Origin of the sequence: Sphingopyxis sp. H050 (assembly GCF_001468265.1) — a bacterium.
Classification (GTDB): domain Bacteria; phylum Pseudomonadota; class Alphaproteobacteria; order Sphingomonadales; family Sphingomonadaceae; genus Sphingopyxis.
Window position 1 is genome coordinate 152,694 of record NZ_LNRZ01000003.1, and the last position, 20,345, is coordinate 173,038.

The window sequence follows — 20,345 nt, forward strand, 5'->3', positions numbered from 1 at the left end:
TATGTCTATACATTAGTGAATCAATCAAGGATCTCAGCGCCTTCGTCCCTCAGGCGGTCGAGATTGGCCTTCATCGCGGCCAGCACTTCGGGCGCGTGCGGCGTCCAGCGTTCGACTTCGCCGACGATGCGCAAGGGCGAGCGGCTGCGGTAGCTGCGCGTCGGGTTGCCGGGAAATTTCTTGTCGGTGAGGTTCGGGTCGTCGAACCAGTTGCCCGTCGGCTCGACGATATAGATGCGCTCGCGCCCGTCGCCCACCGCGAGCTCGCACCCCCATATGGCGGACTCGAGCGCGGCGGAGAAATAGATCCACGAGAGCGGCTTTTCGGTGCCATAGTTGCTCGTCCAGCCCGCCGCGAGCAGGTCGCCCGGCGTCAGGTCGGCGCGGGTGCCGTGATAGAAGGTCGCGCCCCGGTCGGGGCCGGTCGGGGTATCGCTCATGCCGGGCTCGCCATCGCCTATTCGCGGTCGTCGGACGGGTCGAGCCGCACCGTCCACATCGGATGCCCCGCCTCGCTGCGCGCGATGTCGTGGCTGGGGACCATGTCGTCGCCGGTCTTGATCCACCCGCGCCCGTCGCATTTGGGGCAGGCGTGGCGGATCGAGCGATGGCTGACGAGGTCGATCTGGACGTTCCACTGGCCATAGCCGCCGCATTCGGGGCAGGGCTTGTCGAGGTCGCCGCTGCGGTGGCGGCGCGAAATGCCGTCGAGCGCGTGCGGGTCGCCGGGGCCGGTGCAATGGACGATGTTCGACGGGTGCGACATGGGGGCAGCCTATCATGCGTGGTCAAGGCAGGGAAAGGGGCCGCCGACCGCTCAGGGTGGCGATCCCCCGATCCTGCGGCGCTCCGGCGTCAGCGGCAGCGCACGTCGGTGTCGTTGCCGCTGCGTTCGATCGCGCGCCCCGCGACCGCGCCGCCGATCGCGCCAAGGACGGTGCCCAGCGTCTCCGACCCGCCGGGCGCGATGACGTTGCCCGCGATGCCGCCGGCGATGCCGCCGACGATCAGCCCGGTCGACCCGTCGTTGCGGCGGCAATAATATTTATTGTCGCGGCCGCGATAGACGCGGTCGTTCGACGACAGACGGCGCTCGCGATAGCGGCGGTCGCTGCGGTAATATTGATCGGCGTAATAGCCGCCATAGCGCGGGTCGGGGCGGTCATAATCGTAACTGCCATAGCGGGTGTAGTAATCGCGGTCGTAATAGCCATAGCCGCCGTCGTCATAGGCGCTGGCGCCGCCACCGACACCGGCATAGGTCCCCGCGCAGCCGGCGAGCGCGGTCGCCGCGGCAAGGGGCAGGATCATCAGCTTGTTCATCGACATCACTCCATGGGTCGCGTGCCGGCCAAGCGGGCGTGGGCATGCTCTGTTGTCGCCCCTCGCATGGAGTAAAGTCTTGAGCGGGATGGGAGTTCCGTCGCGGTCAGGCGTCGCCGCACAGCCGCCAGCGGCCATGGTCGACATGGGTGGTCTTGCCGACGATGCTTTCCATCAGGATATCTCGTCGACCGTCCAGCCGATCGGCGGCATCTTTTGGGCATTCAGCCGGTCGCCGCGATAGTTGATCGTGATGTGCGGTTCGGGGGTGGTGCCGTCCATGATCGGCGCCTTTTCGCGCAGCAGATGGTTGACCAGCGCCTTCTGAAACGCCCGCGCCTCGGCCAGGGCCCCACGCGTCCGCAGCGTCACCGTCTTGCGGTTCTCGATCCGGTCGAAGCGGAGGGAGAAGGGGGCCGCGGCGAAGCCGTCCAGCGCGGCGATGATCGCGGGCAGCCACTCGGGCGGTGCATAGTGCAGGTCATAGAGCGAGATGAGCGTGACATGGAGCAGGTCGGGGCCGCGCCCGGGATCGCCCACGCGGCTACGCGGCGATCGCCGCCTGCACCTCCGGCGGCGGCTTGGCCATGACGTAGAGGGGATTCCGGGCGCGCATGGGTGGGAGTGTAGCATGGTGTGGGGAGCGACCGGAGGATTTTAGGGGTGTCGGATACAGGTAAAGGTATAGGGAAAAAAATTTTTAGTTCAAATATTATATACCTACCGTCTTATTCCAGTCTGAAATATACATATAAATTCTCTGAAATTCGTTAGGAAGTAGCATTCTATTATGAGCAACAAAGTTTCTTGCCTTTTCTAGCTCTACCATGCGTTGATTAAGCCAGCTTTGGCTGGGGATAATATCTTTGAAACAGTCCCAATTTGCGATCATAATCTGTGACAGGTCGCCGAAATCGACATATTCTAAATTGTCATCTTTAGCGCCTTCAAGCCAACTGTCTTCAAGTGCCGTTTTGCGGCGAGATTCAGCCTTGTCTCGTATCTTTTTTGGAATGGCATCACCTTCCCACCAGTTGCCTGCCATAGCCTCATCAAATGTGTCTCTAACAAGGCGACGAATTTCATTCTCAAAAGCATGAAGGACGGCGTATAATCTCGCCATTTCTAAGGCATCATTCCGGCGCTTTATACCAAATTGCGAAAGGGCCTCGAGTAGGAGTGACTCTTCTGATTCCGCATGGTCCAGTCCGATCTTGATTCCGGCCTTGCGAAACTGTTCGGCTTCGGAGTCAAACAGCATTCCTCGGAATATGAAGTCTCTAAGGGCCGAGCTAGTCAACTAAGTGCTCCTTTAGAGACTTAAATATCGCGTTGTAGACCTCGATATCTTTCGTCGCGGGCAAGTGGATAGCGATATCGTACTTCAATCCGATTACCCGCCCATTTGAACTTTCGGCTTCCTTGGTATTTGTCGGAAGCGGGATATCGTTTGAAGCTTGTTGCTGAGGCGATGTTGACGTCGCATTCAAATCTGAAAGTTCGGTGAGTGCCAAGAAGGTATTGGCGCACCTCTCTGCCTGAAGATCGGAGAGATTGAAGGTGCTTTTGAATTTGCCCGATATTTTCTCTCGATCAGATTTTGTTGGATTTTTGGTTATCGTGAAAAGATCTGAGTAAGCTTCCTTGACGGCTTCTCCTAGAACCGTTCTCGATCTAGAAGAGTCTAGGTAGCTCTTGTATCTTTCGGTAGGAGATCCGTCGGCAGTTAAAAATCCCAAGTCCTTGAGAAGTGGGATAAGTACTCTGTAGTTTGAGCTCCCAAATCCTATATCAACCAAGTACTGTTGGGTAAATTTATCAGGAGCTGTACCCTCTCTCAGAGTGTTAAAAAACTTAGGAAGCTGCTGATGTACCTGCGTCGGTCGATTAATAAGTGCCATAATCAAATCCCCTTTGAGAAGATAAGCAGACTATGGTTTTCCGAGTCAAGAGGCGGAAGGGAAACGGGAAACGGGAAACCACGGGCATGACCGGCGGCCTGTAGGGCAAGCACATCGTTCGTACCAGTGACGGTGTGCGGTCGAGGCGTTTGCTTGGCCAGCTTGAACTCTAACCTCAGCCTTTATTCATCCACTTGCTCCACAAGTGGAACTGCGGCTTCTCGTCGAAGCTGGGAGCGGACTTGGCGCTCGAAAGGCATAAGCCCATCGCGCTCATATGCGGCGATGTTCTCAATCCGAATCGCCTCATATCGCTGCTGCAGCTCTCTCGCCGCTGCCAACTGTTCTTCCGTGATCTCAGATTCCAGCATTGGCATGAACTGCTCTTCCATTGCTCTGTTTACGCCATCGAATGAGAAATCGTTCTGCATTCCGCGTTTCATAACAAGGTGTAGGAGTTTTGAGCAGTTGTACGGAATATCTTTTCCTAAAAGGAATTGTTTAAATATCCAAAGAATGCAGTCACAAACTTGAATGCCCGGGCTATCGTCCGATGCTGATACTTCGAAGTCGGAGTTATGAACTTTTCGGAGAACGCGCGTCTCGCCAGGCAGCTCAATTGGGTCCGGCAGCGCGTTAGCGACCATTCTATGCCATTCCGCGAGTGTACCCTCAAATTGCGATTGCCTGTCATGGCGAATGAGGCGAACTTCTCGGCCCCACTTTTTTGAGAGAGTTTCAAGGCCGTCGAGTAGATTGGCAAATGCGACCATATTGGGCATGTGGCCGTTTTTTGCCTGACGGCCGGCTTGATAGAAATCCAACCCTTCGGGGTGGGCCTTAGACCACTCCAACGCGTTCGTGATTATCTCGCGAGATCGCGCATCTGGCAGCAGATCGACCCGATCAATAATTGCCTGACATATCTCTGGGATTATCGCTCTGGCTCGCGCCTCCGATTTTTCCATGAGCATCGACCAAAATAGTCTGGCGATATTCTCATCGAGAATATGAGCGACTTTGAATGCCAATATTAATCTCAACGGGCGAACATTATAGGTTTGCCACGGAACAGCGGGATTCTCTCCGCTATCGAAGAATGTATCGAAGATTTTCGTTGCTAGAAGATATCGTTTTTCTACCCGCGAAATAAAGAACCTAGCATCGGCCCGTTTTAGGAGTTTTGTAAGGTCGCCAGCGACTTCTTCAAGGCGACCAAAGCCGAGTTCGGACGCGTGGAGCGCCCGAACGCCTAGCTTAGAGCAAATTCGAGCAAATTCTTTCCTGTGGACTAGGTCGAAATCTGCCTTCGTGATCAGCGCAGCGGTAAGAAATAGGGGTTGGGCATCATCAAAAAGATTGGCGCCAGTATTGCCGGTCTCATCGACGAATGCGTACATCTCAGCGTAACCTCAATCATGCTCCCGACCACCCGCGCCCATATACAGCTCGCGCCCGGTTTCCTCATAAACCTCGCTCATTTTCGCCATGCCCTTTTCGGCCTCTTCGGCGGCGATGAAGCCGGCGCTGTCCTGATTTTGCAGCTTCGCAAAGTCGCGGACTTCCTGGCTGATCTTCATCGAGCAGAATTTCGGGCCGCACATGCTGCAGAAATGCGCCGACTTGGCACCCTCGGCGGGGAGCGTTTGGTCGTGATATTGCTCCGCCGTGTCGGGGTCGAGCGACAGGTTGAACTGGTCGCGCCAGCGGAATTCGAAGCGCGCTTTCGATAGCGCGTCGTCGCGGACCTGCGCGGCGGGGTGGCCCTTGGCAAGGTCGGCGGCGTGCGCGGCGAGCTTGTAGGTGACGACGCCGACCTTCACATCGTCGCGGTCGGGCAGGCCCAGATGCTCCTTGGGCGTGACGTAGCAAAGCATCGCGGTGCCGTACCAGCCGATCATCGCGGCGCCGATGCCGCTGGTGATATGGTCGTAACCCGGCGCGATGTCGGTGGTGAGCGGCCCGAGCGTATAGAAGGGCGCCTCGCCGCACGCCTCGAGCTGCTTGTCCATATTCTCTTTGATCTTGTGCATCGGGACATGGCCCGGGCCCTCGATCATCACCTGCACATCCTGCGCCCAGGCGCGCTTGGTGAGCTCGCCCAGCGTATAGAGCTCGGCAAACTGCGCCTCGTCGTTCGCGTCATAGATGCTGCCGGGGCGGAGGCCATCGCCGAGGCTGTAGGCGACGTCATAGGCCTTCATGATCTCGGTAATCTCGTCGAAGCGTTCGTAGAGGAAGCTTTCCTTGTGATGCGCGAGGCACCATTTCGCCATGATGCTGCCGCCGCGCGACACGATGCCGGTCATGCGCTTCGCCGCGAGCGGGACGTAGGGCAAACGAACACCTGCGTGGATGGTGAAATAGTCGACGCCCTGTTCGGCCTGTTCGATCAACGTGTCGGCGAAGATTTCCCAGGTCAGGTCCTCGGCGATGCCGCCGACTTTCTCGAGCGCCTGATAGATGGGGACGGTGCCGATCGGGACGGGCGAGTTGCGGATGATCCATTCGCGCGTGTCGTGGATGTTGCGGCCGGTCGACAGGTCCATGACGGTGTCGGCGCCCCAGCGGATCGACCAGACCATCTTGTCGACTTCGGACGCGACGTCGGACGCGACCGCGCTGTTGCCGATATTGGCGTTGATCTTGACCAGGAAGTTGCGGCCGATCGCCATCGGCTCGCTTTCGGGGTGGTTGATGTTGCTGGGGATGATCGCGCGGCCGCGCGCCACCTCGTCGCGGACGAATTCGGGGGTGACATAGTCGGGGATGCTGGCGCCCCAGCTTTCGCCGTCGCGCTTGTATTCGGACAGGCGCGCGCGGCCGAGATTCTCGCGCTCGGCGACATATTCCATCTCGGGCGTGATGATGCCGCGGCGGGCATAGTGCATCTGGCTGACGTTTGCGCCGGCTTTGGCGCGGAGGACGTTGCGGCGGACGTTGGGGAAGGCGGGGACGCCGCCGCTGCGGTCGGGGCCGAGCTGGCCGTTGTCCTCGGGGCGGACCTCGCGCTGCGCGACCTCCTCGACGTCGCCGCGGCCGCGAATCCAGTCGCGGCGCAGTTCGGGGAGGCCCTTGGCGATGTCGATGACCGCGTCGGGGTCGGTGTACGGCCCGCTGGTGTCATAGACGCGCACCGGCGGTTCGCCCGACGAGGGTTCGAGCAGGATTTCGCGCATCGCGACGCGGATGCCGCTGCCGGTCTGCGCCGCGACATGGATCTTGCGGCTGCCTCTTATGGGTCCGGTGGTGACGCCGATCGGCTGGGCTTGCGTCTTGTCGAGGCGGCTGTCGATGTCGGCCATGTCTGTTCGCTCCATAGGGTTCGGAGCGAGAATGGGGATTCCGGGCTTGGAATACCGACCCTCCCTCCGCCGGTATTACCCGGATCAGGTTCGACGGGTCGCGGGCTGTTCCGCTCTCAACCTGTTGCTGCACACAGGCTCCCCGGGGATGGGGAGGGTTATAGGGGGAGCAAGGGCCGGTGGCTATCCCAATCTCGCGTCATTCCGCCCCTCTTCTCGTCATCCCGGCGAAGGCGGGGGTCCGGCTTTCTCCTCTCCTTCGCTTTGCGCCTTTGCGCCTTTGCGTGAGGCGGAAAAATCTCACGCAAAGGCGCAAAGGCGCGAAGAAGGAAACGGGATTCCCGCCTTCGCGGGAATGACGAAGGAAAGGAGGCGGATGACAGCGCGAATCCGGCCCGCTACGACCCCATGCATGGGGGACGATCCGGCAAATGGGGTGACACGGCGCGACTGGCTGGTCGTGCTGGGGCTGGCGCTGGCGCTGCGGCTGGCGTCGGCGGGGTTCGAGACCGTGCTGCACCCCGACGAGGTGTATCAATATCTCGAGGGCGCGTTCCGCACGACGCACGGCTATTCGGTGATGACCTGGGAATATCGCGACGGGATGCGCGCCGATCTCTATCCGTGGCTGCTGTCGTGGCCGATGCGGCTCGGGGAGTGGATCGCGCCCGACAGCCGCCTGCCGATCCTGTTGCCGCGGATTGCGATGGCGGTGCTGTCGCTCGGCATCGTCGGTGCGGCGGGGTGGCTGGGGGCGCGGGTGTCGCGTGCGCATTTCTGGACCGCGGGGCTGGTCGCGGCCGTCTGGACCGACCTCGTCGGCTTCGCGCCGCATCCGTTGACCGAGCAGATGGCGGCGCTGCTGGCGGTGCCGGCGATCGCCCTGCTGGCGAAGCGCGACTGGAGCGCGCGGGTGCTGGCGGGCATCGGCTTCGCGCTGGGGCTCGCCTTCCTGTTCCGCCCGCACCTCGCGCCCGCGATCGGGCTGGCGGCGCTGTGCTATCTGTGGACGGTGCGCTTCGCGGGGCTGGCGCCGCTGCTCGGCGGCAGTGTGCTGGCGCTGGCGGTCGGCGCGGGCAGCGACTGGCTCGGCGGCGACTATCCCTTTGAATGGATGGTGAATAATTTCACCCGCAACATCGTCGACAACGTCTCCGCCCGCTACGGCGTCTCCGGCCCCCTGGCGTATGTGGGCGAAGTTTGGCAAGTTTGGTCCATCTGGACCCTCCCGATCCTCGCGCTCGCGGCATGGGGCGCGCGGCGCTACCCGTTGCTGCTCATCTTCGCGGCGGCGAATATCGTCGTCCACAGCGCGATCGGCCACAAGGAATATCGCTTCCTGATCCCGTCGCTAACCGCGCTGATCCTGCTTGCAGGCGTGGCGACCGCGGACTTTGCCGACTGGTGGGCGAAGCGGCGCGGGCTCAGCGCCGACGGGCGGCTGCGGCTGCTGGTCGTCGTCTGGCTGCTCGCTGCGGCGACGGTGGTGCCGGTGTACAAGGCGCGCGACACCTTCATCGTGACGGACTTCACCGCAAAGGCGATCGACGAGGCGCGCGGGCGCCCGGACCTTTGCGGCTTCGCGCTGGTCGGGCGCGAGTTCGACGGGACCTATGGTTATGCGCGGCTGCGGCGCGACGTGCCGATCTTCATCCGCGGTCGGGGCGATCCGGCGATCGACCCCGCACTCTATAATCATGCGGTGGTCTGGAACGGGTTCGAGACCGAGCTGTCGCCGGCGTTCGACAGGAAGGCGTGCACCGGCGGCGAGCAGAAGCAGTGCGTTTATGTGCGCAAGGGCGGCTGCAGCGGCGCGCCGTCGCCGTCGGAGATCAACCGCTATCTGCGCGAGCATGATATGTAGTTTGATGTTCCTCCCCATGCCTTCGGCACGGGAAGGATTGTTGCCTATCGTCGTCGGTATGGCATAGTCGCCGCCGCAAGACCCACGCGTTACCCGGGCGGCGGCAGCGCTATATAGCGATTGCAGCGCCGACTTTCCGCACAGGCCGGTCCGGATCATATCCTAGTCCGAGGAGGGGGATGCAAATGACGTTTCTGGCGACCCGGCTGGCCCTGCTGCTGCTCGCGACTGGCGAACCGAAAGTTGCGGTCGAGGATCTCGGCTGGATGGCGGGAAGCTGGATAACCGAGAGCGAAGGGCGCTGGACCGAGGAGGAGTGGACGACCCCGCGCGGTGGGGTGATGCTGGGACATAGCCGGTCGGGGCGCGGCGAGACTCTGCGCGCGTTCGAGTTCCTGCAACTGCAGGCCGGGACGGATGGCGTGCTCGCCTATATCGCGCGGCCGCAGGGCGGGGCGCCGGTGGCGTTCGGGCTGGTGCAGCAGGACGCCGCCAGCGCGACCTTCGAAAACGCGGCGCATGATTATCCGCAGCGTATCCGATACGAGCGGATAGGTGCCGTCATGAAGGCGACGATCTCGAGGATCGACGGGTCGGGCGCGCGGAGCTGGGTATATCGGCGGCGCTAGGCGGTTCGCCGCGCCAGATAGACACCCGCTATCATCAAGGCGATGCCTGCAACGCGTTTCACGTCGATCGCCGAGCGCATCGCGCCGAACAGGCCGAAATGGTCGATCGTCGCGGCGCTGATCAACTGACCGACCAGCACGAAGAAGATCGCGTTGCCGACGCCGAACTTGGGGGCGATAAAGGTCACCGCGATCACATAGAAAGCGACGAATAGCCCACCGAAATAGAATTGGAACGGGATGTCCGAGGTGAAGCGGACCTGCCCGACCGAGCCTGTGAGCAAGGCGCCGGTCGTCGCGATGAAGAAGGCAAGGCCAAAGAGGATCATCGACGCCGCCATCGGGCTGCCGAGCCGGGCGCCGAGACCGCCGTTGAGCGCGGCGAGGATCGGGATGCCGATGCCGGTCAACAACATGATCAGGGCAAAGGCGGGGGCGTTGCCGGATGCGGTCATGATTTCGATTCCCTCAAGGCCTGCGCTGCACGATAGGCGAGGACGGGCATTCCGCCGATTCCCCAATTATCGGTTTCGACCTCGTCGATCACGACGACTGTCGTCGCGGGATTCTTGCCGAGGACATTCTTGAGGAGATTCGTGACGCCTGCGATCAGCTCAGCCTTCTGTTCGGGGGTGACGCCTTCGCGTGTGATCTGAATATTCACATAGGGCATGGCATGGACCTCAGGCGAAGGGGGTAGCGAATTCGATGCGAATACCACCGGGCATCGCGCAAATGAAATGATGCGTTGCCGCGCCTTCGCGGATCGGTTCGGGGTCGAACTCGATGCGAACGCCGGGATGGTTCTGGACTCGCGAAAAGACGGTGCGCAGCGCATCATGATCGGCGACGCGGAGGGCGAGATGGTGGAGGCCGATGTTGGCGCGGCGGTCGAACGGTGTCGCGCTTGCCGGCTCGGCCACCTGCCAGAGCGTCAGCAGCGTTGCGCCGTCGGTCACGAAGATCGCAGGATAGTCGGGGCGCTCGGCGGCGACGGTAAAGCCCAGCGCCTCGACGAAGAAGTCGCGCGCCTCGGCGACGTCGCGCACGGCGAGGCCGATATGATGGGCGCCCTGGGTCATGGCTTGGCTGATGGCTTGGGTCATTTTGCGTCCTTCTCTGCGCGAAGCGCGGCGATTTCGGCGCGAAGCTGGTTGAGTTCGTCCGCCATCGGGCGGATCGCGGCGGAAATCTCGGCTTCGGTGAAGCGCGGGGTGATGTGCTGCGAGCAATTCCATTCCCAGCCGATCACATCGATGAAAAAGGCGCGCTCGGGGGTCGCGCGATAACCCTCGGGCATCAGCGCGGTCACCGCGGCGGGATCGTCGGCAAGCTCGACGCTCACCGCGTGGCCGACGATCTTCAGCCGCTCCTTGTTCGGATAATCCATCAGGAACAGCGAAACGCGGTCGTTGCCCTTGAGGTTCGCGGTGCTGATATATTGTTTGTTGCCGCGATAGTCGGCGAAGCCGATGCGATTGCCCGCGATATGACGGAGGAAACCCGCGGGACCGCCGCGGTGCTGCATATAGGGCCAACCCTCGGGATTGACGCTCGCCATATAGAAGCTGTCGCGCTCTTCGATGAAGGCGATTTCGCGGGGCGTCAGCGCGTCGGGGGTGCCGTCGGCGCCAGCGTCCATCTTGGCATAAGAGGCGCGCGAGCCATGGCGTTCCTGCTCGATTTTAACCGCATCGTCGAACAATATGTGCCGGTAATTCTGAGCCATCGGACCGCCTTTCGAAAGGACGCGAACGAAGGCGGGGGAGGGGCGGGCCTCCGTTCGCATCCATGATTTAGGTCATTGCGCGAATGATGATAATCGGGAGTGATTGCACAAGTTAATTCCGGTAAATGGAATAATCATGGATCGGTTGCTCACGCTCGAAATGTTCATTGCCGTCGCCAGCGAGGGCGGTTTCGCCGCCGCCGCGCGCAAGCTTGGCAGCTCGCCGCCCGCGGTGACGCGCGGGATCGCGGCGCTGGAGGCGCGGCTGGGGACGAGCCTGTTCCACCGCTCGACGCGCGCGGTCGCGCTGACCGATGCGGGGGCGGCGTTTCTGGAACAGGCGCGGCGCATATTGGCCGAGCTGGCGGGCGCCGAGCGCGAACTGCGGGGCGCCGCGGCCGAACCGCGCGGGCAGTTGCATTTGACCGCGCCGGTGATGTTCGGGCGCCTGCATGTGCTGCCCGTCGTCGGCGATTTGATGGCGCAGCACCGCGAGCTGGCGGCGCGGATGATGCTGATCGACCGCAATGTCCGCATCGTCGAGGAGGGGATCGACGTCGCGGTACGCATCGGGCCGCTGGCGGACTCGGGGTTGAAGGCGGTGCGGATCGGCTGGGTGCGGCAGATGCTCGTTGCGAGCCCCGCCTATCTGGCGCGGCGCGGGGCGCCCGCAAGCGTGGCCGATCTGGCGGGGCACGATCTGGTCGCGGCGATGGGGCCGCGTGCGGCTGGCGAGTGGCAGTTCGCGTCGGGGCGCTGGCGGGTGGAGCCGCGGCCGCGACTGGTGCTCAACACGGTCGACGGGATATTGGCGGCGGCCGAGGCGGGGCTGGGGATCGCCAATCTGCTGAGCTATCAGGTCATCGAGGCGGTCGATGCGGGGCGGCTGATTTCGCTGCTGACGGAGGAGCAGCCGCCCGCGCTGCCGGTGCATCTGCTGTTCGAACCGTCGCGCGCGGCATTGCCCGCGGTGCGGCTGTTTGTCGAGGCGATGAAGGCGCGGATGCGGATGGCGGGGCTGGTTTGAGGGTTGGTGGGATGTCGGCTTTGGGGTGGGAAGCGGACGTCCAAAATGCCGTCATGCTGAACTTGTTTCAGCATCCATGGGCTGCGCTCTATTCGGCCGCTGCGTTGAACGAGGCGACGGGCCATGGACCCTGAAACAAGTTCAGGGTGACGATGGAAGAGATGTCGCCTTTCGGTCGCTACCCGTCAGAACTGATACGCCAGACCGCCGCCGAAGAGCCACTGGTCGCGGCTGCCCGCGATGGCCACAATCGGCGAATCGCCGTAGCGACCGGTCAGGCGGCCATATTGAGCGCCGCCGATCAGCACGAAGCCTTTGCGCAGATCGCCCGACAGGCCATAGGCGCCCGCGACGCCAATGGTATATTTGCCGAGCGTCGGTTTGCGTCCCGCGCCGGTATAGACCGGCAGGCCGCTCGCCGCGCTGCCGATCGGATCGACGTCGAAATAATAGCGGCCGAAGCCCTTGCCATAGATGTTGGTCGAGGCGGAGACGCCTATATAGGCGCGCTTTGACAGCGGAGTGCCATAGTCGATCGTCGGCGAGACGACCCAACTGCCGTGGCGGCCCGAGACGTCCTTGAGGCCGACGATACGAACGCCGACCTGATCGTAGCCGCTGGTAACGACACCAGTGTGGGTAATGCCCGCCGAAATGCCGAGCTCGACCGCGAGCTTCTTGTCGCCGAGCGCCTCGACCTGCGCGTCCTTGATGCGGCCGGTGCGGTCGCTGCGCAGGTTGATGATCGGCCCGAATTTGATGTCGGTCTTTTGCCCGCGTTTCTGGCGGATCAGGTCGACCTGGAAATTGGTGCCGCGGGTCGAAAAGGCGAAGCCCTTAAACCGTCCCCGGAAATAGAAGGCCGGGAGGACGTTGCGCTCGTCCGAGCCGTTGTAGCTCGGCACGGTGATCACGCCGCCGGCTAGCGCGAAATAGTCGCGCGCATATTTGCGGTCGTCGTCGAACTCTTGGCCCTGCGCGGGGAGCAGGATATTCTCGTCGATCTCGCCGCTATCCTGAAGATAGCGCACCGGCTGCTCGTCACCCGACGTCAGGCCGGTGTCGAGCTGGGCGGGCAGGTTATAGGGGAGCGCTGCGTCCTGCGCCGACGCCGGCACCGCCAATCCCGCGGCCGCAACGGCGGTTACGATGGGAAATCTTTGAATCGGTCGGAGAAGGCGGGAGAATTTCATCAACTCGAGCATCGGCATTCCTATGGTCTTGCCCCCCGTAACCGGGGTGTTAGGTGATTGTCTCCGCAATGCAAAGGCTTCGTCTTGCGGGCGGCGGCTTTTCCTGTGATCGTGACATTCATGCACCAGCATCGCCCGATTTCCTTTCTAAATCCCCGCACGCGCTTTGGTTCCGTTGGAGCGAGCAACGCGGCGTCCGCCGCATGACCCGCGCCGGACGCTTCATCGGCTATGGCTTGATGGCCGCCGCGGCATCGCTTGCGGTCGCGATGCGGCAAGGGCTGATCCAGGCGATCGGCCCCTTTCCGGTCGCCGCGGTCGCGCTGCTCGTCGGCATGATCGGCGTGATGCTGGTGTTCACCGACCTGATGGTGCGGGGGCTTTATGCGCAGGTCGACGCTGCCAAGGCCCGCGACCGGGACGACGGACCCTAGGCCTTTTCGTTCGACAGTATCGGCGGTTACCATTATGACGGTGCGATGACCGACCGTCCGCATACGCCGCTGCTCGACACGGTGGATGTCCCCGCCGACCTCCGCAAGCTGAAGCCCGAAGACCTCCGCCAGTTCGCCGACGAGCTGCGCACCGAAATGATTTCGGCGGTCGGGACGACGGGCGGGCACTTGGGATCGGGGCTGGGGGTTGTCGAGCTGACCGTGGCGCTGCACTATGTGTTCGAGACTCCGCGCGACAAGATCGTGTGGGACGTCGGGCACCAATGCTATCCGCACAAGATCATCACCGGGCGCCGCGACCGGATTCGAACGCTGCGCACCGGCGGCGGATTGTCGGGCTTCACCAAGCGCAGCGAGAGCGAGTACGACCCGTTCGGCGCCGCGCATTCGTCGACCTCGATCAGCGCCGCATTGGGCTTTGCGATCGCGAACAAGCTGAAGGACGAGCCGGGCCGCGCGATCGCGGTGATCGGCGACGGGTCGATGTCGGCGGGCATGGCCTATGAGGCGATGAACAATGCGCAGCAGGCGGGCAACCGGCTGATCGTCATCCTCAACGACAACGACATGTCGATCGCGCCGCCGGTGGGCGGACTCTCCGCCTATCTGGCGAAACTGGTGTCGTCGCGGCCGTTCCTCGAGCTGCGCGAGATCGCGCGACGTTTTGCGCGCAAATTGCCCGAGCCGCTGCACAAGGCGGCGAAAAAGACCGACGAATATGCGCGCGGCATGGCGATGGGCGGGACGCTGTTCGAGGAGCTCGGCTTTTATTATGTCGGGCCGATCGACGGCCATAATCTCGACCATTTGATCCCGATCCTCGAAAATGTCCGCGACAGCGACCATGGCCCGGTGCTGATCCATGCGGTGACCAAGAAAGGCAAGGGCTACGCCCCCGCCGAGGCCGCGGCCGACAAATATCATGGCGTCCAGAAATTCGACGTGATCACCGGCGAGCAGGCGAAGGCGCCGCCGGGACCGCCGCAGTATCAGAATGTGTTCGGTGAGACGCTGGCGAAGCTTGCCGACAGCGATCCGCGCATCGTCGCGATCACCGCGGCGATGCCGTCGGGGACCGGGGTCGACAAATTCGCGAAGGCGCATCCCGAGCGGACGTTCGACGTCGGCATCGCCGAGCAGCATGCGGTGACGTTCGCCGCGGGGCTCGCGGCGCAGGGGATGCGGCCGTTCGCGGCGATCTATTCGACCTTCCTCCAGCGCGCTTACGATCAGGTCGTGCACGATGTCGCGATCCAGAATCTGCCGGTGCGCTTCGCGATCGACCGCGCGGGGCTGGTCGGCGCCGACGGATCGACGCATGCGGGCTCGTTCGACGTCACTTATCTCGCGACGCTGCCCAACATGGTGGTGATGGCGGCGGCCGACGAGGCCGAACTGGTCCACATGACCTATACCGCCGCCGAATATGACGCCGGCCCGATCGCCTTCCGCTATCCGCGCGGCAACGGCACCGGGGTGGCTTTGCCTGAAGTCCCGCAGAAGCTGGAGATCGGCAAGGGCCGGGTGGTGCGGAGCGGCAAGGCCGTCGCGATATTCTCGCTCGGTACGCGCCTCGCCGAGGCGCTGAAAGCGGCCGACACGCTCGAAGCACGCGGGCTGTCGACGAGCGTGATCGACCTGCGCTTCGCCAAGCCGCTCGACGAGGAACTGATCCGCAAGACGCTCGCGGCCCATGAGGTTTGCGTGACGATCGAGGAGAATAGCGTCGGCGGATTGGGCGCGCATGTGCTGACGCTCGCGAGCGACGAGGGGCTGATCGACGCGGGGCTGAAGCTGCGCACCATGCGGCTTCCCGATATATTCCAGGATCAGGACAAGCCCGAACTGCAATATGATCAGGCAGGCCTCAACGCGCCGCAGATCGTCGATACGGTGCTCAAGGCGCTGCGCCACAACAGCGCGGGCGTCGAGGAAGCGGGCGCCAGAGCTTAACCCACTCCGTTCGTGCTGAGCTTGTCGAAGCAGCGTACTTCTTTCTTTAACGTCGGCAAGTAAGAACGGCCCTTCGACAAGCTCAGGGCGAACGGCAGTTTAGGAGCGTCGGGCCGCATGAACTTCTTCAACCTCCTGCAATCGCTCGACGAGCTTTTGTACGAGGTGATGTCGTGGCTGGTTTTCTATCCGATCACCTTGTGGCGAACGCTGGTGCGGCCGCTGAAGATGATGGATTATTCGGACGTCGAGCAGGGCGACGCCGCCGACCAGCAATATGCCGACACGCTCAGCCCGCCGCTGTTCCTGCTGCTGTCGCTGATCCTCGTCCATGGCGCCGAGATCGCGCTGGTCGGCAATGATGCGGTGATCACGAGCAAGGTCGGACTGGCCGCGTTCGTCAGCAACAATACCGATCTGATCATCCTGCGCATCGTCAGCTTCAGCCTGTTTCCGGTGATGCTGGCGACGCGGATGGTCCGGGCGCAGAAGCTGCAGGTCAATCGCGACACGCTGCGCGGGCCGTTCTACAGCCAATGCTATGTCGCCGCAGTGCTGGCGATGCTGCTGGGCGGCGCGGTGATCCTGATCAAGCTGGGGCACGACTGGTCGGCGCTGGCGGGCCTCGCGCTGACGCTGTTCGGGCTCTTGTGGTTCGGCTTTTTGCAGACCGCCTGGTTCAACCAGCATCTGAAATGCGGCCGCCTCCGCGCTTTCGGCCATGCGTCGCGCGCGATGGTCGAAAGCCTGGCGGCGATGCTCATTCTGTCGAGCCTGTTTCGCTAGGCTTTCGTCTTCGCGCGTTCGCGCGAAACCAGAAAATTTCACGCCAAGGCGCGAGGAGCGCGCGACCCTTCAGCACCGTCGCGCGCGATCGCGGCGCCGGGCAATGAAAAAGGGCGGCCGAGGCCGCCCGATTCCTCAGATAGGTTAGGCCTTACGCGCCCGGGATCGCGGCGCTGGCGTCGCGGCCGTCGCCTTCGGGGGCGAAGATGATGTCGCGGGTGACGAGGCCCTTGTCGACGACCTGCGTGTCGGGGCTGCCGACATTGCTGCGGATGCCGGGGTCGCCGCGCTGGCCGTCGGCGCTGCCGATGATGGCATTTTCGGTCGCACTGCGCGGGGCGGGGCCACCGAAGAGCGCGCGGAGCGTCTGCTCGGCGGTCGATTCGCCGCCGGGGCGCGCGGCGCCGGGGGCCGGCGGGGTCAGCGCGAAATCGGGCGGCACGACGAGCGGCGCCTGACGCGACACCGCGAATTCGTCAGGCCGGTCGCGGCTGAACAGATTGTTCGACCCGCAGGCCGAAAGCGTCGTCGCAAGCACCGAGGCGGCGAGAATGGCGGTGGTCCGGTTCACTTTACAAATTACTCCCAATTCGCCCCGTTTATTCGGCGGAAGGCTTGGCGTCCGCGCTCTCGCCCTTTTCGCCCAAGAGCAGCGCCCGCGCAACCAGCAAAAGCACGCCGATCGTGATGCACGCATCGGCGACGTTGAAGATGAGGAAGGGGCGGAAATCGCCAAAATGCAGATCGGCGAAGTCGACGACATAGCCGAAGCGCACGCGGTCGACGATATTGCCGAGCGCGCCGCCAAAGATCAGCGCGAGCGCGATCACGTCGCCCTTCGCCTTTTCGCGGGTCATCCAGACCGCGACCGCGATCGCGACCAGCGCGGTGACCGCGACGAGCGTCCAGCGCGTCGTGTCGTTGCATTGCGAGAACATCGACAGCGAAATGCCGCAATTTTCGGCCCAGGTCAGGTTGAAGAACGGCAGCAGCTCGACGGAGCCCTGCGGCTTGGTTTCGAGCGAGATCGGCACGACGACGATCCATTTGCTGATCTGGTCGAGCAGGAAGGCGGCGGCCGCGACGATCAGGCCGAAGCGCAGATGGGGAGATTTTTGGCTCATCCCGCGCTCAATACCGTCTCGCAGCGATTGCACAAGGCGCCGTCCTCCGCCACCTCGGGAAGGTGGCGCCAGCAGCGGCCGCATTTGTGGTTTTCGGTGCGCTTCACATCCCAGTCGCCCTGATGGACGGTCGACGTGATGAAGATTTCCTCGAAATCGACATCATCGGCTTCGTTCGGCAGCCACACCTCGGCTTCGAGGCTGGAGCGGATGATCTTGTCGCGGCGCAGCGGTTCGATGCGTTCGGTGACGAGCGCGCGGGTTTCGCGAATCCGTGCCCATTTCTCAATCAGCTGTGTGTTCCCGCGCAGGCGGGAACCCGTCTCCGGATGGTGCGAAACGGAACCGGCAGGAGATGGGCCCCCGCCTTCGCGGGGGAACAGCAAATAATCGAAGTCCGGCCACTCCAGCAGATGCACGCTGCCAGCGTCGGAATACCGCGTACCCCAAACCTCTTCGCTGGTGAACACCAGCACCGGCGCGGCGTAGCGGACAAGCGCGTGGAACAGCACATCGAGCACGCTGCGGTATGCGCGGCGGGTGTCGGTGCCGAGCGGCGCGGCGGGGCCGAGGTCGCAGTAGAGGACGTCCTTGCGGATGTCGAAATAGAAGGCCGAGAGGTCTTCGTTGCAGAAATCCGACAGCAGGCGGGTGTAGCCGTTGAAGTCGAAGTCATCGACCGCGCGATGCATCTTCGCGTCGAGGTCGGCGAGCAGCGAGAGCATATAGCGTTCGAGCTCGGGCATCGCCGCAACGTCGATGATGCGTTCCTCCTCGCTGAACCCGTCGAGCGCGCCGAGCAGGTAGCGGAAGGTGTTGCGCAGCTTGCGATACTGGTCGGCGACGCCTTTGAGGATTTCGTCGCCGATGCGGTGGTCCTCCGTGAAGTCGACGCTGAGCGCCCACAGGCGGATGATATCGGCGCCGTGGGTTTCCATCACCTTGACCGGATCGGTCGTGTTGCCGAGCGACTTCGATTGCTTGAAGCCCTTGCTGTCCATCGTGAAGCCGTGCGTCAGCACCGCCTTGTACGGGGCCTGCCCGCGGGTGCCGCATGACTCCAGCAGTGACGACTGGAACCAGCCGCGGTGCTGGTCGCTGCCTTCGAGGTACAGGTCGGCGCTGTGCGTGCCGCCGTCGTGGCGGACAAGCGCGGGCCATTTGCCGCTTTCGAGGACGAAGGCGTGGGTGCAGCCCGAATCGAACCAGACGTCGAGAATGTCGGTGATGCGCTCGTAATCGGCGGCGTCATAGGCGTCGCCGAGATAGTCCTGCGCGCGCGCATCGCTCCACGCATCGACACCGCCCTCGCGCACCGCGGTGACGATCCGGTCGTTGACGACCGGGTCGTTGAGGTACTGGCCGGTCTTGCGGTCGACGAAGAGCGTGATCGGCACGCCCCACGCGCGTTGACGGCTCAGCACCCAGTCGGGGCGATCCTTGACCATCGACCCGATGCGGTTGCGGCCCTTGGGCGGCACGAAGCGCGTGCGCTCGATCGCGTGCATCGCGGCCTGGCGTAGCGTCGGCGCGTCGCAGAGATCCTCCTCATGCGGGTTGATCGCGCCGCCCTCATTCTCCCAGCGCTTTTCGCGCGGGGCCTTCGGCTCGATGTGCGTCATGACCTTGTCCATCGGCACGAACCATTGCGGCGTGCAGCGATAGATGACCTTCGCCTTCGAGCGCCAGCTGTGCGGATAGCTGTGCTGATAGTCAGCCGAGGCCGCGAGCAGCCCGCCGGCGTCGCGCAGGTCGGTGCAGATCGGGCCGTCGGGGGCGTTGAACTTGGGGTTGATCACGCTACCCTGGCCGCCGAGCCAGCCCCAGTCCGCGCGATATTTGCCATCGCCCTCGACCGCGAACACGGGATCGAGCCCGTTCGCCTTGCACAGGTCGAAGTCGTCCTCGCCGTGATCGGGCGACATATGGACGAGCCCGGTGCCGCTGTCGGTCGTGACGAAATCGCCGGCGAGCAAGGGACGCGGACGCGCGAAGAAGCCGCCGAGCTTGTGCATCGGGTGGCGGGCGATGGTGCCGGCGAGGTCGGAGCCTTTGAAGGTCTTGAAGTCGAAGCCAGCCGGATAGCCTTTGTCGCCAAACTTTGCCTTAAGATCGGCCGTGAGACGGCTCATGAAGGCACCGACGAGCGGTCGGGCAACGAGTACACGCATCTCTCGAACATTCTCGCCCCCGGCGAGGTTCAGCTTGAAGAGGTCGTATTCGACCTCTGGCCCATAAGCCAAAGCCTGATTGACCGGGATCGTCCACGGCGTCGTCGTCCAGATCACGGCATAAGCGCCGACCAGCTCCGCGATCGGGCTCTCGACGATCTCGAACGCGACGTCGATCTGGGTCGAGACGATATCCTCATATTCGATCTCGGCCTCGGCGAGCGCGGTCTTTTCGACCGGCGACCACATCACCGGCTTGGCGCCGCGATAGAGCATGTCGTTGGCGGCGAATTTGAGCAGCTCGCGCACGATGGTGGCCTCGGCCTCATAATCCATCGTGAGGTAGGGATGGTCCCAGTCGCCGCCGATGCCGAGGCGCTTCAGCTGCTCGCGCTGGGTATCGACCCAATGCTGCGCATAGGCGCGGCATTCGGCGCGGAATTCCTCGACCGGAACCTCGTCCTTGTTGAGCTTTTTCTTGCGATATTGCTCCTCGACCTTCCACTCGATCGGCAGGCCGTGGCAGTCCCAGCCGGGGACGTAGGGCGAATCCTTGCCCTTCAGCGTCTGGGTGCGGACGACCATGTCCTTGAGGATATGGTTGAGCGCATGGCCGATGTGCATGTCGCCATTGGCGTAGGGCGGGCCGTCGTGGAGGATGAACTGGTCGCGGCCCTTGCGGCTTTCGCGAATCTGCGCCTCCAGATTGCCCTCGATCCACTTCGCCAGAATCAACGGCTCCTTCTGCGGCAGGCCGGCCTTCATCGGGAAGTCGGTCTTGGGCAGGAAGACGGTGTCGCGATAGTCGCGCTGTTCTGCGGGTGCGGGCGTGTCGGTCATGGTGCGCGGCGCTTAGCGCAGATTCGCGTGGGCGCAAAGCATATG

The 20,345-nt window shown here is 63.0% G+C and carries 22 protein-coding genes and 1 riboswitch; of the genes, 6 read left to right on the forward strand and 16 right to left on the reverse strand.

All coding sequences use genetic code 11. The features are described from left to right. Positions 1-20: 20 nt before the first annotated feature. The 8 genes from arr to thiC all read right to left on the reverse strand — a co-directional run bounded on the left by arr (position 21) and on the right by thiC (position 6,529). Entirely contained in the window at positions 21-440 is a 420-nt protein-coding gene (arr, locus tag ATE67_RS06930) for an NAD(+)--rifampin ADP-ribosyltransferase (protein ID WP_058816012.1), read from the reverse strand. Between the two features lie 17 nt (positions 441-457). Beyond that, a complete protein-coding gene (locus ATE67_RS06935; protein WP_058816013.1) occupies positions 458-766 on the reverse strand; it encodes a hypothetical protein in 309 nt (102 codons plus the stop codon). A gap of 89 nt (positions 767-855) precedes the next feature. Further along, positions 856-1,323 (reverse strand): glycine zipper 2TM domain-containing protein, encoded by a 468-nt coding sequence (locus ATE67_RS06940; protein ID WP_058816391.1) that lies wholly within the window; start codon positions 1,321-1,323, stop codon positions 856-858. A 174-nt stretch (positions 1,324-1,497) separates the two neighbouring features. Then, a complete protein-coding gene (locus ATE67_RS06945) occupies positions 1,498-1,956 on the reverse strand; it encodes a 2'-5' RNA ligase family protein (RefSeq protein WP_269433434.1) in 459 nt (152 codons plus the stop codon). Between the two features lie 79 nt (positions 1,957-2,035). Beyond that, entirely contained in the window at positions 2,036-2,623 is a 588-nt protein-coding gene (locus ATE67_RS20960) for a Swt1 family HEPN domain-containing protein (protein WP_197411895.1), read from the reverse strand. Then, positions 2,616-3,224 (reverse strand): DUF5343 domain-containing protein, encoded by a 609-nt coding sequence (locus ATE67_RS21335; protein WP_156416936.1) that lies wholly within the window; start codon positions 3,222-3,224, stop codon positions 2,616-2,618. Before ATE67_RS21335 ends, ATE67_RS20960 begins: the two co-directional genes overlap by 8 nt. Positions 3,225-3,406: 182 nt before the next feature. Beyond that, positions 3,407-4,624: a DUF3800 domain-containing protein gene (locus tag ATE67_RS06950; protein ID WP_058816015.1), complete on the reverse strand. Its 1,218-nt coding sequence runs from the start codon at positions 4,622-4,624 to the stop codon at positions 3,407-3,409. A gap of 12 nt (positions 4,625-4,636) precedes the next feature. Beyond that, positions 4,637-6,529, reverse strand: coding sequence for a phosphomethylpyrimidine synthase ThiC (thiC, locus tag ATE67_RS06955; protein ID WP_058816016.1), 1,893 nt, complete (start codon positions 6,527-6,529; stop codon positions 4,637-4,639). A gap of 44 nt (positions 6,530-6,573) precedes the next feature. Then, positions 6,574-6,684, reverse strand: a riboswitch (TPP riboswitch). A 257-nt stretch (positions 6,685-6,941) separates the two neighbouring features. Here thiC and ATE67_RS06960 point away from each other — a divergent pair. Then, a complete protein-coding gene (locus tag ATE67_RS06960; RefSeq protein ID WP_197411896.1) occupies positions 6,942-8,393 on the forward strand; it encodes a hypothetical protein in 1,452 nt (483 codons plus the stop codon). A 185-nt stretch (positions 8,394-8,578) separates the two neighbouring features. After that, the gene (locus ATE67_RS06965) at positions 8,579-9,022 is read left to right on the forward strand and encodes a DUF6265 family protein (protein ID WP_058816018.1); all 444 of its coding nucleotides are present in this window, start codon (positions 8,579-8,581) and stop codon (positions 9,020-9,022) included. Here ATE67_RS06965 and ATE67_RS06970 read toward each other — a convergent pair. From ATE67_RS06970 to ATE67_RS06985, 4 genes are read right to left on the reverse strand one after another with little or no spacing between them, the layout of a single operon-like run. Next, positions 9,019-9,477, reverse strand: a complete 459-nt coding sequence (locus ATE67_RS06970) for a DMT family transporter (RefSeq protein WP_058816019.1) — start codon at positions 9,475-9,477, stop codon at positions 9,019-9,021. The two genes, ATE67_RS06965 and ATE67_RS06970, sit on opposite strands and share 4 nt — an antisense overlap. Continuing rightward, a complete protein-coding gene (locus tag ATE67_RS06975; protein ID WP_058816020.1) occupies positions 9,474-9,695 on the reverse strand; it encodes a tautomerase family protein in 222 nt (73 codons plus the stop codon). The genes ATE67_RS06970 and ATE67_RS06975 overlap by 4 nt, the downstream gene beginning before the upstream one ends. Before the next feature lie 10 nt (positions 9,696-9,705). Further along, a complete protein-coding gene (locus ATE67_RS06980; RefSeq protein ID WP_058816021.1) occupies positions 9,706-10,128 on the reverse strand; it encodes a VOC family protein in 423 nt (140 codons plus the stop codon). Next, a complete protein-coding gene (locus ATE67_RS06985) occupies positions 10,125-10,751 on the reverse strand; it encodes a pyridoxamine 5'-phosphate oxidase family protein (RefSeq protein ID WP_058816022.1) in 627 nt (208 codons plus the stop codon). Before ATE67_RS06985 ends, ATE67_RS06980 begins: the two co-directional genes overlap by 4 nt. A gap of 136 nt (positions 10,752-10,887) precedes the next feature. On the opposite strand from ATE67_RS06985, the gene ATE67_RS06990 reads away from it, so the two are divergent. After that, a complete protein-coding gene (locus ATE67_RS06990; RefSeq protein ID WP_058816023.1) occupies positions 10,888-11,778 on the forward strand; it encodes a LysR family transcriptional regulator in 891 nt (296 codons plus the stop codon). 185 nt (positions 11,779-11,963) lie between these two features. Here the strand turns inward: ATE67_RS06990 and ATE67_RS06995 are convergent, their stop codons facing one another. Next, positions 11,964-12,983 carry a MipA/OmpV family protein gene (locus tag ATE67_RS06995; protein ID WP_197411897.1) on the reverse strand — a complete coding sequence of 340 codons (1,020 nt, stop codon included), beginning with the start codon at positions 12,981-12,983 and terminating at the stop codon, positions 11,964-11,966. A gap of 191 nt (positions 12,984-13,174) precedes the next feature. On the opposite strand from ATE67_RS06995, the gene ATE67_RS07000 reads away from it, so the two are divergent. The 3 genes from ATE67_RS07000 to ATE67_RS07010 all read left to right on the forward strand — a co-directional run bounded on the left by ATE67_RS07000 (position 13,175) and on the right by ATE67_RS07010 (position 16,165). Beyond that, on the forward strand, positions 13,175-13,405 hold the full coding sequence (locus ATE67_RS07000; protein WP_058816025.1) for a hypothetical protein: 231 nt from the start codon (positions 13,175-13,177) through the stop codon (positions 13,403-13,405). Positions 13,406-13,450: 45 nt separating this feature from the next. Then, a complete protein-coding gene (gene dxs, locus ATE67_RS07005; RefSeq protein ID WP_058816026.1) occupies positions 13,451-15,379 on the forward strand; it encodes a 1-deoxy-D-xylulose-5-phosphate synthase in 1,929 nt (642 codons plus the stop codon). Between the two features lie 117 nt (positions 15,380-15,496). Next, positions 15,497-16,165: a hypothetical protein gene (locus ATE67_RS07010; protein ID WP_058816027.1), complete on the forward strand. Its 669-nt coding sequence runs from the start codon at positions 15,497-15,499 to the stop codon at positions 16,163-16,165. A gap of 151 nt (positions 16,166-16,316) precedes the next feature. Here ATE67_RS07010 and ATE67_RS07015 read toward each other — a convergent pair whose 3' ends face one another. The 3 genes from ATE67_RS07015 to ileS are packed head-to-tail and all read right to left on the reverse strand — an operon-like array spanning position 16,317 to position 20,300. After that, the gene (locus ATE67_RS07015) at positions 16,317-16,736 is read right to left on the reverse strand and encodes a DUF3035 domain-containing protein (protein ID WP_058816028.1); all 420 of its coding nucleotides are present in this window, start codon (positions 16,734-16,736) and stop codon (positions 16,317-16,319) included. A gap of 28 nt (positions 16,737-16,764) precedes the next feature. Then, entirely contained in the window at positions 16,765-17,289 is a 525-nt protein-coding gene (gene lspA, locus ATE67_RS07020) for a signal peptidase II (protein ID WP_058816029.1), read from the reverse strand. Further along, positions 17,286-20,300 (reverse strand): isoleucine--tRNA ligase, encoded by a 3,015-nt coding sequence (gene ileS, locus ATE67_RS07025; protein WP_058816030.1) that lies wholly within the window; start codon positions 20,298-20,300, stop codon positions 17,286-17,288. Before ileS ends, lspA begins: the two co-directional genes overlap by 4 nt. Positions 20,301-20,345 lie beyond the last annotated feature (45 nt).

Coding starts and splice junctions, on each gene's coding strand:
- ATE67_RS07010 (WP_058816027.1), top strand. CDS start 15,497: ATGAACTTCTTCAACCTCCTGCAATCGCTCGACGAGCTTTTGTACGAG.
- ATE67_RS06960 (WP_197411896.1), top strand. CDS start 6,942: ATGGGGGACGATCCGGCAAATGGGGTGACACGGCGCGACTGGCTGGTC.
- lspA (WP_058816029.1), bottom strand. CDS start 17,289: ATGAGCCAAAAATCTCCCCATCTGCGCTTCGGCCTGATCGTCGCGGCC.
- ATE67_RS21335 (WP_156416936.1), bottom strand. CDS start 3,224: ATGGCACTTATTAATCGACCGACGCAGGTACATCAGCAGCTTCCTAAG.
- ATE67_RS06950 (WP_058816015.1), bottom strand. CDS start 4,624: ATGTACGCATTCGTCGATGAGACCGGCAATACTGGCGCCAATCTTTTT.
- ATE67_RS06990 (WP_058816023.1), top strand. CDS start 10,888: ATGGATCGGTTGCTCACGCTCGAAATGTTCATTGCCGTCGCCAGCGAG.
- ATE67_RS06975 (WP_058816020.1), bottom strand. CDS start 9,695: ATGCCCTATGTGAATATTCAGATCACACGCGAAGGCGTCACCCCCGAA.
- ileS (WP_058816030.1), bottom strand. CDS start 20,300: ATGACCGACACGCCCGCACCCGCAGAACAGCGCGACTATCGCGACACC.
- ATE67_RS06980 (WP_058816021.1), bottom strand. CDS start 10,128: ATGACCCAAGCCATCAGCCAAGCCATGACCCAGGGCGCCCATCATATC.
- dxs (WP_058816026.1), top strand. CDS start 13,451: ATGACCGACCGTCCGCATACGCCGCTGCTCGACACGGTGGATGTCCCC.
- ATE67_RS06985 (WP_058816022.1), bottom strand. CDS start 10,751: ATGGCTCAGAATTACCGGCACATATTGTTCGACGATGCGGTTAAAATC.
- ATE67_RS06970 (WP_058816019.1), bottom strand. CDS start 9,477: ATGACCGCATCCGGCAACGCCCCCGCCTTTGCCCTGATCATGTTGTTG.
- ATE67_RS06945 (WP_269433434.1), bottom strand. CDS start 1,956: ATGCTACACTCCCACCCATGCGCGCCCGGAATCCCCTCTACGTCATGG.
- ATE67_RS06935 (WP_058816013.1), bottom strand. CDS start 766: ATGTCGCACCCGTCGAACATCGTCCATTGCACCGGCCCCGGCGACCCG.
- arr (WP_058816012.1), bottom strand. CDS start 440: ATGAGCGATACCCCGACCGGCCCCGACCGGGGCGCGACCTTCTATCAC.
- ATE67_RS06995 (WP_197411897.1), bottom strand. CDS start 12,983: ATGCTCGAGTTGATGAAATTCTCCCGCCTTCTCCGACCGATTCAAAGA.
- thiC (WP_058816016.1), bottom strand. CDS start 6,529: ATGGCCGACATCGACAGCCGCCTCGACAAGACGCAAGCCCAGCCGATC.
- ATE67_RS06965 (WP_058816018.1), top strand. CDS start 8,579: ATGACGTTTCTGGCGACCCGGCTGGCCCTGCTGCTGCTCGCGACTGGC.
- ATE67_RS06940 (WP_058816391.1), bottom strand. CDS start 1,323: ATGAACAAGCTGATGATCCTGCCCCTTGCCGCGGCGACCGCGCTCGCC.
- ATE67_RS07000 (WP_058816025.1), top strand. CDS start 13,175: ATGACCCGCGCCGGACGCTTCATCGGCTATGGCTTGATGGCCGCCGCG.